Source organism: Paraburkholderia sp. SECH2 (assembly GCF_030464795.1).
In the GTDB taxonomy this organism is placed as follows: Bacteria; Pseudomonadota; Gammaproteobacteria; order Burkholderiales; family Burkholderiaceae; genus Paraburkholderia; species Paraburkholderia aspalathi.
Genome location: NZ_JALPRH010000008.1, coordinates 118,731 through 132,836, shown reverse-complemented (window position 1 = coordinate 132,836; position 14,106 = coordinate 118,731). Strand labels below are relative to the sequence as shown.

The following is a 14,106-nucleotide window of genomic DNA, read 5'->3' as shown; positions in this document are numbered from 1 at the left end:
CTATGAGCGCTTCATCGGATGCTGGATCGGTGCAGCCGGAATTGCTGGTTCCGCCTGTGCCCACGCCAACGCCTCGCGTCAACGGTCCGGGCCGCGCGTCGCAGTTTCTCGCCTGGATCGGCGTGGTGCCGTTTTTCACCTTCGCACTGCTGTTCCTGATTCTGCCGACCGGCTTCCTGATGGTCGGCGCGTTTCAGGATCCGCAAGGCCACTTCACACTCGGCAACTTTCGCGACCTGCTCCAGCCCACGGTGCTGGACGCCTACTGGATCAGCTTCAAGGTGAGCGCCGCTTCCGCGCTCGGCGGCGCGTTGATCGGCTCGCTGCTCGCGTGGGCGGCGGTGCAAGGCAAATTGCCGGGCTGGATTCGTCCTACGTTGATGACGTTTTCCGGTGTCGCCTCGAATTTTGCCGGTGTGCCGCTCGCGTTCGCCTTCATCTGTACGCTCGGGCGCGTCGGTCTCGTGACCGTATTGCTGAAGAAGTACCTCGGCTTCAATCTGTACTCGACGGGCTTCAGCGTTCTGAGCTTCTCGGGATTGACGCTGACTTACCTGTACTTCCAGATTCCCTTGATGGTGCTGATCGTCACGCCCGCGCTCGACGGCCTGAAGCGCGAGTGGCGCGAAGCCTGTGACTGCCTTGGCGGTACGGCCTTCCAATACTGGCGTCACGTGGCGTTGCCGGTGTTGTGGCCGAGCGTGCTTGGCGCGACGCTGCTGCTGTTCGCCAATTCGTTCGGCGCGGTCGCCACGGCTTACGCACTGACCGGCAGTTCGCTGAACATCGTCACGATCCTGCTGTACGCGCAGATTCGCGGCGACGTGATGCACAACCAGAACCTCGGCTACGCGCTCGCGCTCGGCATGGTGCTCGTGACGGGCTTGTCGAATGGCGGCTACATCTGGCTGCGTTCACGCGCTGAAAGGGGCCGTCGATGAAAAGCCAGTCGCGTGTGGGTGCATGGACCGCGATGATCGTCGGTTCGCTGTACTTTCTGATTCCGTTACTCGCCACTTTCGAATTCAGCCTGCGCATGAAGCGCGGCGTGTACAGCTTCGAGGCGTATAGCGTCGTGCTGAGCGATCCGCGCTTTCAGGCCTCGTTCGGTTATTCGATCCTGATGGCGGTGCTGACGATCATTGTCGGCGTATTGCTGGTGGTCCCGACCGCTTACTACGTGCAGTTGCGGCTGCCGAAACTGCGGCCGGTTGTCGAATTCATCACGCTGTTGCCGCTGGTGGTGCCGGCGATCGTGATCGTGTTCGGTTATCTGCGCATCTACAACAGCAGTTCGATTCTGCCGCTCACGGCCAACGAACGCGCGACCGACCTGTTGCTGGTGTTCGGTTACGTGACGCTCTCGCTGCCGTATATGTATCGCGCGGTCGACGCCGGTTTGCGCGCGGTCGATGTGCGCTCGCTCACCGAGGCCGCCGAATGCCTCGGGGCGAACTGGCCGACGATTCTGTTCAAGGTGATCTTCCCGAATATCCGCTCGGGCATTCTGTCCGGCGCGTTTCTCACCTTTGCGGTGGTGATCGGCGAGTTCACGCTGGCAAGTCTGCTCGACCGCCCCGCGTTCGGCCCGTATCTGCAATTGATCGGCGCGAACCGCGCGTATGAACCGTCGGCGCTTGCGATCATCGCGTTTGTGATCACATGGGCGTCGATGGGTTTGATTCAGGTATTCGGCTCGGCACGCGCGCTTAGCGGCCAGAAAATTTGACGGACTAATTTGACCGACTAAGGCAGCGAATCATGGCATTCCTTGAGATCGAAAATCTGCATAAGTCCTTCGGGGCGAACACGGCGCTGCATCACTTCGACATGAAGATCGAGCGCGGCGAATTCATCACGTTTCTTGGGCCGTCCGGCTGTGGCAAGACCACGGTGCTGCGCATGATCGCCGGCTTCGAAACGCCGACGCGCGGCATCATCCGGCTGGATAACAAGGACGTGACGCACCTGCGTACCCGGCAGCGCAAGGTCGGCATGGTGTTCCAGTCGTATGCGCTGTTTCCGAACATGACGGTGGCCGATAACATCGGCTTCGGTTTGAAGATCACGCACCGTCCGCAGGCGGAGATCAAGAAGCGCGTCGAGGAGATGCTGCAACTGATCAAGCTGCCGCATCTCGGTGAACGCTATCCGTGGCAGTTGTCGGGTGGCCAGCAGCAACGCGTGGCGCTGGCGCGCGCCCTCGCCGGCAAGCCGCAGGTGCTGTTGCTCGACGAACCGCTGTCGGCGCTCGACGCGAAGATCCGCATTTCGTTGCGGCAAGACATCCGTGCGTTGCAGCGCGAGTTGGGCATCACGTCGATTTTCGTCACGCACGATCAGGAAGAAGCGCTGTCCATTTCCGACCGCATCGTGGTGATGAACGAGGGGCGCGTCGAACAGATCGGCTCGCCCTCGGAGATCTACAACTATCCGCGCACGCGCTTCGTCGCGTCATTCGTCGGCACGCTGAACATTCTGGCGGGGCATGTGATCGACCCGAAAACCGGCAAGATGGCCGTCGACGGTCAGGAGCTGACCACCACGCAAGAACTGCCGGCAGACGATGCGGGCAAAAAGCGCATGCTCGCCCTGCGCCCCGAAGCCATTGTGCTGGAACCGGCCGCGCCGGGTCGCAATACGCTGAACGCGACTGTCGAAGAAGTGAATTTCCTCGGCGCGGTGGTGCGCATCAGAACGCGCGTGAAAGACGCGGTGATTTCACTCGATGTGTTCAACGACCCGAATCGCGGCTTGCCCGAACGGGGTCAACCGGTATCGCTGGGTTTCTCGCACGAGAACTTGCTGGTGCTGGAAGAGGGTGGTGCATAGAAGCCGAACAGCAGTGTCTGACGTGGGCGAAAACCCCGCGTACAGACCAGGCGGTTTCGGCTGAAACAGGCGAAAGCCGCAGCCCCAAAGGCTCTCCGGGTTTTCCCGGATTCGCGGCCTGTACGGATTCCGGATTCCCCGACACCCCTCGTCCGGATTTCCGGAATCCCGGACGGCGGGTGCTGTAACACGCCAAAAAACCTATAAAAATCAAAGCGATTCGCTTTGCATCAAGCTGGCATCGACCTTGCAATTTAGAAACCGCGGCCGCAACGGTCCGACAACTAAAGCAAGGAGACAACGATGTCTGATTTCCCCTCCCGGTATTTCTGAATTCGTCGTCTTGTCGCGGCCTAATGCCGTGCACAGGCGTGACGACTATTCGTTCGCATGATGCGCAGCGTGGCAGGCCTTGAGCTCACCCATATCGCAGGAAACATCGTGAAGAAACCTATCCACAAAGTGCTGTACGTCCAGGTGATCGTGGCAATCATCATCGGCATCGCGCTCGGCCATTTTTCGCCGGACTTCGCCGTCGACATGAAACCGCTCGGCGACGGCTTCATCAAGCTGATCAAGATGGTGATCGGGCCGATCATCTTCTGTACGGTGGTGACGGGTATCGCCGGTATGGAAGACATGAAGAAGGTCGGGCGCGTCGGCGGTAAGGCGCTGCTGTACTTCGAAATCGTCTCGACGTTCGCGCTGGTGCTCGGCCTGATCGCGACCCACGTGCTGAAGCCCGGTGTCGGCTTTAACATCGATCCGGCCACGCTCGACGGCAAGGCGGTCGCCTCGTATGCCGCGAAGGCGCACGGCCAGACCACGGTCGATTTCCTGATGCACCTGATCCCGGACACGCTGGTATCGGCGTTCGCACAGGGCGAAATCCTGCAGATCCTGCTGATCGCGCTGCTGTTCGGCGCGGTGCTGGCCACGGCTGGTGAGAAGGGCAAGGTCGTCACGAACTTCATCGACGGGCTCTCGCATGTTCTGTTCGGCATTGTGCGCATCATCACGAAGCTGGCGCCGATCGGCGCCTTCGGCGCGATGGCGTTCACCATCGGCAAGTACGGCATCGGCTCGCTGCTGCCGATGCTCAAGCTGATCGGCACGTTCTACCTGACTTCGATCGTGTTCGTGGTGGTCGTGCTCGGCATCATCGCGCGTGCGGTGGGCTTCAACATCCTGCGCTTTGTCGCCTACATCAAGGAAGAGATGCTGATCGTGCTCGGCACGAGCTCGTCGGAAGCCGCGCTGCCGCAACTGATGCTGAAGCTCGAAAAGCTCGGCTGCTCGCGCTCGGTGGTGGGCCTCGTGGTGCCGACCGGTTACTCGTTCAACCTTGATGGCACCAACATCTACATGACGATGGCCGTGTTGTTCATCGCTCAGGCCACCAACACCGACCTCACGTGGACGCAGCAGCTCACGCTGCTGGCGGTGACGATGCTGACGTCGAAGGGCGCGAGCGGTGTGACGGGTGCAGGCTTCATCACGCTGGCCGCCACGCTCGCCGTGGTGCCGACCATTCCGTTGTCGGGCATGGTGCTGATTCTCGGTATCGACCGCTTCATGAGCGAATGCCGCGCGCTGACGAACATTGTCGGCAACGGTGTGGCGACGGTGGTGGTGTCGGCATGGGAAAAGGAACTGGACCGCAACAAGCTGAACGCTGCGTTGCGGGGTGACGTGGCGGTCAAAGAGCCGGCCGAGGCGTAAGCCAGGCAACCGTCACGAGCACGACTTCGGCCGCGGACGCCCACCTATGAAAGCGGCGACCACGAGCCCGGCCCCCGCGCCGTCGGCCGACGAAGCTTACGCCGGCGACGCGGCGCCTTATGCCACAATATCCGATCCTTACCGATCGGATATTGCCAACGTGACGCGCCGCCTGCTGATCCTCTTCGCGCTCGTCGCCGGGCTCGTGGTGGCGTGCGGGCTGACTTACACCATCGCGTGGCAGAGCGGGATCGACAATTTGCGGCGCAACGCCGCGGTGCGGGTCGATCGCACGACCAGCGCGCTGAAAAGCACGCTCGAGCGCTACGAATCGCTGCCTTATCTGCTGGCCGAGCATCCCATTGTGCAAGACGTGCTGGTCGATCCCAGCCCTGCCAACGTCGAACGCGCCAATCTCTATCTCGAAGACCTCAACCGTCACGCGCGGGCAACGGTCACTTACATCATTCCGCTCGACGGCTATTGCGTCGCCGCGAGCAACTGGCACGGGCCGGGCAGCTTCATCGGCGCGGGCTATCAATTCCGGCCGTATTTTCTCGATGCGGTGAAGGGTGGCGTGGGCCGCTTCTTTGGTATCGGCACGGTTTCGCAGGCGCCGGGTTATTACATCTCCCAGGCGGTGCGGCGCGACGGCAAGATCGTCGGCGTGGCCGTCGTCAAACTCGATCTCGAATGGTTTCAGGGCGCGGATGCGTCCGAGCCTCTGGTTGTCGCCGACGATCACGGCGTGATCTTTCTGTCGTCGGTGCCGGCGTGGAAATATCACACGATCCGCCCGTTATCGGGGCAAGTCGCCGATTCGATCTATCAGGCGCGCCAGTATGCGCAGCAACCGATCGCGCCACTGCCGGTGACGATCGAGCGCACGCTCGAAGGCAATGCGCAGATCGTGCGGATCGGCGGTGGCCGCTATGCACCGCGTTATCTGGCGTCGCGGCGCGGCATGGGCGAGCCGGACTGGCATCTGATTACGATGTCGCCCGTCGGTCCTGTCGACGCCGATGCGCGCAAGGCGACCATTGTGACGGGCTTCGGCTACGTGTCGCTGGTGTTGCTCGCGTTCTACTGGAGAATGCGTCGCGCCCGGGTGCGCGAAGTAATGCGCAGCCGTTCGCTGCTGCAAAAGGCCTACGCTGAACTGAACCGGCGAGTGGCGGAGCGCACCGCGGATCTCTCGCAGGCGAATGAGCAGTTGCACAAAGAAGTCGCCGAGCGGACGCGCGCCGAGCAGGAACTGCGCGACGCGCACGACGAACTGATTCAGGCCAGCAAGCTCGCCGCGCTCGGTCAGATGGCGGCGGGCATCACGCATGAATTGAATCAGCCGCTTGCCGCGCTGCGCGGTTTCTCGGACAACACACGCGTGCTGCTCGAACGCGGCGATCAGGCGTCGGCGTTCGAAAATCTCGAAGCGATCGCGGCGCTCACCGAGCGCATGGGCAAGATCACCAATCAGTTGAAATTGTTTGTCGGCCGCGCGCGGCCGCGCAGTGCGCGTGCGCCGGTCATGCGAGCGTTGCGCAACGTCATCGCGCTGCTGCAGAAACGCCTGCAAGGCGTGGAAGTCGAGGTCGCCTTGCTCGATGCCGGCGCCGGCGTGCGCACGCCGCTGAATCTCGCCGACGATCCCGCCGATCTGGTTGCCAATTGCGACGATCTGCGACTTGAGCAGGTGTTGATCAATCTGCTCGGCAACGCGCTGGACGCAACGGCGGGGCTGATGCCGCCGCGCATTTCGATCGAGATCGAAACCGCTGAGTCGAGCGTGTCGTTCGCTGTGCATGACAACGGCCCAGGCATTCCGGACGATGTGCTGCCGCGTCTGTTCGAACCGTTCTTCACTACGAAAGAAATGGGTCAGGGGCTGGGGCTCGGCCTCGCGATTTCGTCGTCGATTGCGCGCGACTGCGGCGGCACACTGGTGGCGCGCAACGCGCCGGATGGCGGTGCATTATTCGTATTGACGCTGCGCCGCGCGCGCGTGCAGACGAGCTACACATCGGACCCGCTCACCACGGGTTCCTGAATCAGACGAGAACAACATGCTGAACGACGGCCTGCAAGTGCTGTATATCGAAGACGACGAACTGGTGCGGCGCGCCAGCGTGCAGAGTCTGCAACTGGCGGGCTTCGAGGTGATCGGCCATGCGTCGGCGGAATCCGCGGCGAAGATGATTAGCGCGGACTTCTCCGGGGTGATCGTCAGCGATATTCGCTTGCCTGGCGCGAGTGGACTCGAATTGCTTGCGCAGTGCCACGAACGCGCGCCCGACGTGCCGGTGATTCTGGTTACCGGCCATGGCGATATTTCGATGGCCGTACAGGCGATGCGCGACGGCGCGTATGACTTCATCGAAAAGCCCTTCGCATCCGAGCGTCTGATCGAAACCGTGCGACGTGCGCTGGAGCGCCGCAAGCTGGTGCTGGAGAACCTCGCGCTGCGGCGTGAACTGGCCGGACAGAACACGGTGGCGCCGCGCATCATCGGCCGTAGTCCGGCGATCGAGCAGGTGCGGCGGCTGATCGCGAATATCGCGCCGACCGACGCCTCGGTGCTGATCAACGGCGACACCGGCGCGGGCAAGGAGTTGATCGCGCGCAGTCTGCATGAACTGTCGCCGCGCCGTGACAAACCGTTTATCGCGGTGAACTGCGGCGCGCTGCCGGAACCGATGTTCGAGTCGGAAATGTTCGGCTATGAACCCGGTGCATTCACCGGCGCGGCAAAACGCCGGATCGGCAAGCTCGAACACGCTTCGGGCGGCACGCTGTTTCTCGACGAAATCGAGAGCATGCCGCTCGCGTTGCAGGTCAAGCTGCTGCGCGTGTTGCAGGACGGCGTGCTGGAAAGGCTCGGCTCGAACCAGCCGATTCGCGTGAATTGCCGTGTGGTGGCTGCCGCGAAGGGCGATATGGCGGAGCATGTCGCGGACGGCTCGTTCCGTCGCGATTTGCTATACCGGCTGAACGTGGTGACGATTGCGCTGCCACCGTTGGGTGAGCGTCGCGAGGACATCGTGCCGCTCTTCGAACACTTCCTGCTGGATGCGGCGGTGCGTTATCAACGCCCCGCACCGATTCTCACCGACCGGCAGCGTGCGAGCCTGATGCAACGGGAATGGCCGGGGAATGTGCGCGAACTGCGCAATGCCGCCGACCGCTTCGTGCTCGGTGTGGCCGACGATCCTGTCATGTCATTCGCCGACGACGGCGTAGCGACACAACCCTTGAAGGAACGTGTGGAGCAATTCGAGCGGGCGGTGATCGCGGAGGCGTTGGAGCAGGCGGGCGGCGTAGTGGCGGTCGCGGCAGACAAGCTGCAGCTTGGAAAGGCAACGCTCTACGAGAAGATCAAGCGATATGGCCTCGCGGCCAAAGGGGAAGGGGAGCGGTGAGAATTAAAAACGCCGGCGGCGAGGCGGTATAACCTCGGCGCCGGCGTGTTTGAATCTGGGTGTTGTTTAATTCAGGCTTTCGTTGCAATCAGGCAGCGTTCAGCGCTTTTTCCAGCAACTGGTCGAGTTCCGCGAATTGCGGTTCGCCGACATAGCGCTTCAGAATCTTGCCGTCCTTGTCGACCAGGAAGGTCGTCGGCGTGAGCTGCACGTTGCCGAACTGCTTGGCGGCCGAGCCGTCGTCCATGGCAACCTTGAACGGTAGCTGGCGGGTTTGCGTGTAGTTGGCCACGTACATCGGCGCGTCGTAGTTCATTGCGACGGCGACGAATTCGAGCCCTTTGCCCTTGAAGCGGTTATAGGTCTGGACCATCTGCGGCATTTCCTTCATGCAGGTGTCGCAGCTGGTCGCCCAGAAGTTGACCAGGTAGACCTTGCCTTTCAGATCGGCAGTGGAGACCTTCTGGCCCGAGAGCAACGTGAAGGTCGCATCGGGCACGCGCTGCTGGCCGGCGAACGCGAAATAGCCGGCAGTCGCAATCGCGATGGCCACGACGGCGATGATGATGGCGCGAAGCGGATTCGCGCGCCGTGCGGCAGTGGACGGGGTGGAGCTCATGAACGGAACCTCAAGAGTCGCGCAGAACGCGCGGAACAGTACGTGGATTTGGCCTGTTAAATCCGGTATTGCTTGGCGTCGTTATTGTAGCCCGATTCCGGCAACGCGGCAGCGGGCGGCCCGGGAGGCGATAATAGGACTTTACGTTTCTGTCAGCCCGATCTTCTGTCCCCATGCTCCGAACTGCTTTTCGCTTCCTCGCCCGAGTCTCGATCATCCCGTTTGGCCGCCCCGTTAGCCGTTCCCCACGTTTCGCCCTGACAGACGGTCGCCCGGCCGGCGTCGCTTTCCCCTTGCAGCGAGCGCGAGCAGTTCTCCGCACGGTGGCCTGCACGCTGGCGTTGGGCGGCGCGTTGGCAGCGTGTTCGCCGACCTTCGACTGGCGCACCATCATGAATAACGACAACGGCTACACGGTCGACTTGCCGGCCAAGCCGGACAACGATCAGCGCGCGGTCCAGATCGACGGCAAGCCGATGCAGATGGCGATGCAGACAGCCGAAGCCGGCGACGCCGTGTTCGCGGTCGGCACCGTAATGCTGCCGAGCGATGACGAAGCGACGCAACGCGCCGCCCTCGAATTCCTGCGCACGGGTCTCGCCCGTAACGTCGGCGCCGCGCCGGATGCGCACGCGGTGCAAATCCCGTTGGCCGCAGGCGGCAAGGTGCTGGGTCTGGAAATGAAACTGAGCGGCGAGGCTGGGTCGCAGCACGAAACGCGCACCGTCTATGCGCGGCTGGTCGCGCGTGGCCGGCATGTGTATCAGGCCGCGATCATTGCTTCCAAGCCCGTGCAGCAGGAACAGGTCGACCAGTTTTTTTCGTCGTTCCAGCTCTACTGAACGTTTAAAGCGGCATGTTTTTTGGCCGACCGGGTGGGCGACAAGTTTGTGGAAGACAGTGAAGGTTCCTTCGTAGCATCGCGTGCTAATTCCCGGTTTACGTTGAAGTTTTCCGGTTACTCACAGGTCCTGTGGATAACTCTGTTGAGAACTTCGCTTTTTTTGCCGTAGATGCCCATCCCGTGGGCATTCTGTCAGATCGAGTCCGCTCCGGTCGCTTGAAAAAGTCCAATCGAATCAATGCCTTTTGGATGCATGCTTCCGCGTGCCTTTCAGATGTTTCAAAATCTATCCGGAACGCGTACATGTGCATAAGTCAAGTCTTGACAGCCGATTTTTCGCCTTATACCGACCCAAAAGCCCGGCGATATTGGATGGCTTCACCGACTTGTGCAGCGCTCGGCATGGCGGTGCCGGCCAGGTCGGCGATGGTCCGGGCCACCTTCAGAACTCTGTAGTAAGCACGCGCCGACCAGCCGAAACGTTCGCCGGCCTGGCGCAGCAAAGCTTCTCCTTCCGCGTCGGGCCGACAGACCTCGTCCACTTCCCGTCCGCCCAGTTCCCGATTGGTTTTGCCTTGCCGGGCGAGTTGCCGCTCACGCGCGGCATTCACCCGCAGTGCGATCGCCGCACTGGACTCACCGGTGGTGGCGGAACGCGCCGACAGTTCCGCCGGCGTGAGCGCAGGAATCTCGAGCTGGATGTCGATCCGGTCGAGCAGCGGCCCGGACAGCTTGCGCAGATAGCGCGCCGCGATCTCAGGCGTGCAGCGGCAGCGGCCGTTGGGGTCACCGCGCCATCCGCAGGGGCAGGGGTTCATCGCCGCGATTAGCTGGCAAGCGGCTGGAAAATCCGCTTGCAAGGCGGCGCGCGAGATGGTGATGCGGCCGGCCTCGAGGGGCTCGCGCAGGGTCTCCAACACATGGCGGTCGAACTCAGGCAATTCGTCCAAAAACAGTACGCCCAGATGCGCCAGGGTGATTTCGCCGGGTTGCGGCGGATTGCGCCCGCCAACCAGCGCCGGCCCGCTCGACGAATGATGCGGCGCGCGAAACGGCCGCTGCCGCCATTGCGAGGGCGTAAAGCCGGCCCGGCTGGCGGACAGCAACGCGGCCGAGCTGAGCGCTTCGTCATCGGTCATGGGCGGGAGCAGGCCTGGCAGGCGGGCGGCGAGCATCGATTTGCCCGCGCCAGGCGGCCCGACCAGCAAGACGTGGTGTCCGCCGGCCGCAGCGACTTCAAGTGCGCGGCGCGCGCCGCGCTGGCCGATCACGTCGGCCATGTCCGGAATGGCGGTGGGCGCGGTCTCGCTGAGGTCGGGGGCCACGACAGGGTAAAGCCGGGCGTCGGGCGCTCCGGCCAGATGTGCGCACAGCGACGGCAGATCGGTGGCGCCATAGACGTCGACACCCGGCACTAGCGCTGCCTCGGCCGCGCTCGCGGCGGGTAGATAAAGCTGCGGGGCAGATTGAGCGGGCGTAACAGGCGTTGCCGGTCCGGCCGAAGTAATACAAGTACAAGTAGAAGCAGACACGCCCGCCACGCCGCCAGGAGAAGCAACGCTGCGGGCCGTTCCGCAGGCCATCGCGAAAGCCCCGCGCATCGGCCGCAGCGCGCCGGTCAGTGACAGTTCGCCGGCGAATTCACGATGCAGGAGCGACTCGGCCGGAATCTGCCCGCTCGCCGCCAGAATGCCTAAAGCAATCGGCAGATCGAAGCGGCCGGACTCCTTGGGCAAGTCGGCAGGCGCGAGATTGACAGTAATGCGCCGCACAGGGAAATCGAAGCTGCAGTTCTGCAGCGCCGCGCGCACGCGCTCGCGGCTTTCGCGCACTTCCAGATCAGGAAGGCCGACGATCGAAAAAGAGGGTAATCCGTTCGCGAGGTGGACCTCGACGGTTACTTCGGGCGCGCGGCCAGAGGCCGGCGCGCGACTGCGCACCACGGCAAGCGACATGTTTTCTCCCGTCGGACCGCGCGCAGATGGCGCGCGCAAATCCCCTAAAACGCTGATGACGTCACGGCTCGCTTGCCAGTGATGTGCAGCACTACGCAGCTAAAGCGCTGCGGGCCAAGCTTCAGGCTGCTGGCGTTGTGACCGGCAGTTTCTGTTCGAGCTCGGCGACGCGGCGCTCCAGTTCCTCGAGGCGCGCGCGAGTGCGCACCAGCACCTGGGTCTGCGTATCGAATTCCTCACGTGTGACCAGGTCGAGCTTGGAGAAGCCTTGCGACAGCATGGCTTTCACGTTGCGTTCGACATCTTTGGCCGGCGAGTTCTTGAACAGCTCGCTCATGCGGGCCTGAAAATCGTTAAAGACATCGTTCGGTTGTTTCATGGTGTTCCCCTTAATGCACAAAAAATGTGCATGTTTCATTGCGCCTGTGCTTTGTCACGTTGAATGGGCCGTCTTGGTGCATGGCCTGTTGCCTGCCGCTGCCGTATGAGCCCGTTTGGTGCGCGCTCAAACGTTAAAAGCCTTCGAACACTCTAGCAACGATCCATACGCCGCGCCACCGGTCCCCGCCAACGTTGGCCATCCGGCCAAGGCCGCTTGCGCCCCTTCTGCAGCATGCCCCGGACGAAGTCTGACACAACATGGCATGCGAGTTGCTGTTACTGCCCCGCGCGCACTGCCGGGTGCTTTTTACCGGCAGCGGAACGAGACCACGCGAACGGGTTACAGGATACGCAAACAGGGTTACGCAACGGGTTACGCAACTTAGCGAGGGATTTCATGAAACTCATTACCGCAATCATCAAGCCGTTCAAGCTCGATGAGGCGCGCGAAGCCTTGTCGGCCATCGGCGTCTCAGGCATCACGGTGACGGAAGTCAAAGGCTTCGGTCGTCAGAAGGGCCACACGGAACTGTATCGGGGCGCTGAATACGTCGTCGATTTCCTGCCGAAGGTGAAGATCGAGGCGGCTGTCTCGGACGACATCGTCGATCAGGCGATCGAGGCGCTCGAACGCGCGGCACGCACCGGCAAGATCGGCGACGGCAAGATTTTTGTCACGCCGATCGAGCAAGTGATTCGGATTCGCACCGGGGAGACCGGCGCGGACGCTCTGTAATACCAAAAGATAGCGACACAGATAGCGACAAGAGGAAACGAAGATGCGCAAATTATTGATGTCCATGCTGATGGCCGGTTCGCTGCTCGCGGGCGGTATCGGCGCCGCCCTCGCGGACGACGCTTCCGCCCCTGCAGCCGCCTCGGCGCCTGCTTCCGATACGACGGCGAGTGCGCCGGCGCCTGACGCTTCGGCAGCGCCTGCTGCCGCCGCGGCTTCGGCACCGGCCGCTGATGCGTCCGCCGCACCGGCTGCCAGCGCCGCTGCAGCCGCGCCGGCAGCATCGGACGCCGCACCTGCCGCCCCGACCGCGCCGTTCTCGGTCGATTCGTCGAAGATCAATTCGGGCGACACCGCCTGGATGCTGACCTCCACCGCGCTCGTCCTGTTCATGACGATCCCGGGTCTGGCACTGTTCTACGGCGGCATGGTCCGCAAGAAGAGCGTGCTCGCGATCCTGATGCAAAGCTTCGCGATCACCTGCCTGGTGTCGATCATCTGGGTCATCGTGGGCTACAGCCTCGCCTTCACGCCGGGCAACTCGTTCATCGGCGGCTTCTCGCGCTTCTTCATGGCGGGCATGAACTACATCAAGGGTGACAAGGCCACGACGCTGACCGTCAGCCACCTCGCACCGACGATCCCGGAAACGGTCTACGTCGTCTATCAGATGACGTTCGCGATCATTACCCCGGCACTGATCACGGGCGCGTTCGCCGACCGTATGAAGTTCTCGGCAATGCTCGTGTTCATGACGCTGTGGTCGATCATCGTCTACTCGCCGATCGCGCACATGGTCTGGGAACCGAGCGGCTGGCTGGCTAGCGCGGGCATCCTCGATTTCGCGGGCGGCACGGTGGTGCACATCAACGCCGGTATCGCGGCGCTGGTCTGTGCTCTGGTGCTCGGCAAGCGCGTCGGCTACGGCAAGGAAGCGATGGCGCCGCACAACCTGACGCTCACGCTGATCGGTGGCGCCATGCTGTGGGTAGGCTGGTTCGGCTTCAACGCGGGTTCGGCAGTGGCAGCAGACGGCCGTGCCGGTTTCGCGATGTTCGCAACGCAAGTGGCAACCGCAGCAGCAGCACTCGCATGGATGTTCGCTGAATGGGCAACCAAGGGTAAGCCGTCGGTACTCGGTATCGTGTCGGGCGCCGTGGCAGGTCTGGTGGCGATTACGCCGGCTTCGGGCTTCGTCGGTATGGCGGGTTCGCTGGTGATCGGTATCGCGGCAGGCGTGATCTGCTTCTGGTCGGCAACGTGGCTCAAGCACAAGCTCGGTTACGACGACTCGCTCGACGCGTTCGGCGTGCACTGCATCGGCGGTATCGTGGGTGCAATCCTGACCGGCGTGTTCGCGGTCAAGGACATCGGCGGCGCGGACGGCAGCGTCATCCTGCAAGCCAAGGGCGTGCTGACGACGCTGGTCTACAGCGGCGTGGTGAGCTACATCCTGCTGAAGGTGATCGATATGGTGATGGGCCTGCGCGTGACGGAAGAAGAAGAACGCGAAGGTCTGGACGTGAGCCTGCACGGCGAACACGTCGAATAAGGATTCCCCCGCAAGTCTCAGGACTTGCGGATCAGAATCAAGCGCAGCG

The 14,106-nt window shown here is 62.5% G+C and carries 12 protein-coding genes; 9 read left to right on the top strand and 3 right to left on the bottom strand.

What is annotated here, in order from left to right:
* The first annotated feature begins 2 nt into the window (after positions 1 to 2).
* The 6 genes from M0D66_RS16315 to M0D66_RS16290 all read left to right on the top strand — a co-directional run bounded on the left by M0D66_RS16315 (position 3) and on the right by M0D66_RS16290 (position 7,970).
* Complete coding sequence (locus M0D66_RS16315; protein WP_093645614.1) at positions 3 to 941, top strand: ABC transporter permease subunit; 939 nt, start codon at positions 3 to 5, stop codon at positions 939 to 941.
* Positions 938 to 1,729 (top strand): ABC transporter permease, encoded by a 792-nt coding sequence (locus M0D66_RS16310; protein WP_093645611.1) that lies wholly within the window; start codon positions 938 to 940, stop codon positions 1,727 to 1,729. Before M0D66_RS16315 ends, M0D66_RS16310 begins: the two co-directional genes overlap by 4 nt.
* A 32-nt stretch (positions 1,730 to 1,761) precedes the next feature.
* On the top strand, positions 1,762 to 2,832 hold the full coding sequence (locus M0D66_RS16305; protein ID WP_054035689.1) for an ABC transporter ATP-binding protein: 1,071 nt from the start codon (positions 1,762 to 1,764) through the stop codon (positions 2,830 to 2,832).
* Positions 2,833 to 3,273: 441 nt separating this feature from the next.
* Positions 3,274 to 4,554, top strand: coding sequence for a dicarboxylate/amino acid:cation symporter (locus tag M0D66_RS16300; RefSeq protein WP_093645738.1), 1,281 nt, complete (start codon positions 3,274 to 3,276; stop codon positions 4,552 to 4,554).
* A gap of 46 nt (positions 4,555 to 4,600) precedes the next feature.
* Positions 4,601 to 6,601, top strand: a complete 2,001-nt coding sequence (locus M0D66_RS16295; protein WP_266211014.1) for an ATP-binding protein — start codon at positions 4,601 to 4,603, stop codon at positions 6,599 to 6,601.
* A gap of 16 nt (positions 6,602 to 6,617) precedes the next feature.
* Positions 6,618 to 7,970: a sigma-54 dependent transcriptional regulator gene (locus M0D66_RS16290; protein ID WP_200651366.1), complete on the top strand. Its 1,353-nt coding sequence runs from the start codon at positions 6,618 to 6,620 to the stop codon at positions 7,968 to 7,970.
* 88 nt (positions 7,971 to 8,058) lie between these two features.
* Here the strand turns inward: M0D66_RS16290 and M0D66_RS16285 are convergent, their stop codons facing one another.
* Complete coding sequence (locus tag M0D66_RS16285) at positions 8,059 to 8,589, bottom strand: TlpA disulfide reductase family protein (RefSeq protein WP_093645606.1); 531 nt, start codon at positions 8,587 to 8,589, stop codon at positions 8,059 to 8,061.
* A 173-nt stretch (positions 8,590 to 8,762) separates the two neighbouring features.
* On the opposite strand from M0D66_RS16285, the gene M0D66_RS16280 reads away from it, so the two are divergent.
* Entirely contained in the window at positions 8,763 to 9,431 is a 669-nt protein-coding gene (locus M0D66_RS16280; protein ID WP_256455601.1) for a hypothetical protein, read from the top strand.
* A gap of 343 nt (positions 9,432 to 9,774) precedes the next feature.
* Here M0D66_RS16280 and M0D66_RS16275 read toward each other — a convergent pair whose 3' ends face one another.
* Together M0D66_RS16275 and M0D66_RS16270 are read right to left on the bottom strand one after the other, a co-directional pair.
* Entirely contained in the window at positions 9,775 to 11,388 is a 1,614-nt protein-coding gene (locus M0D66_RS16275) for a YifB family Mg chelatase-like AAA ATPase (protein ID WP_093645602.1), read from the bottom strand.
* Positions 11,389 to 11,509: 121 nt separating this feature from the next.
* On the bottom strand, positions 11,510 to 11,767 hold the full coding sequence (locus M0D66_RS16270) for an accessory factor UbiK family protein (protein ID WP_093645600.1): 258 nt from the start codon (positions 11,765 to 11,767) through the stop codon (positions 11,510 to 11,512).
* 399 nt (positions 11,768 to 12,166) lie between these two features.
* Between M0D66_RS16270 and M0D66_RS16265 the strand changes: the two genes are divergently transcribed.
* Both M0D66_RS16265 and M0D66_RS16260 read left to right on the top strand, forming a co-directional pair.
* Positions 12,167 to 12,505: a P-II family nitrogen regulator gene (locus M0D66_RS16265; RefSeq protein ID WP_006048089.1), complete on the top strand. Its 339-nt coding sequence runs from the start codon at positions 12,167 to 12,169 to the stop codon at positions 12,503 to 12,505.
* 43 nt (positions 12,506 to 12,548) lie between these two features.
* Positions 12,549 to 14,057 (top strand): ammonium transporter, encoded by a 1,509-nt coding sequence (locus tag M0D66_RS16260; protein ID WP_211702870.1) that lies wholly within the window; start codon positions 12,549 to 12,551, stop codon positions 14,055 to 14,057.
* The last annotated feature ends 49 nt before the right edge of the window (positions 14,058 to 14,106 follow it).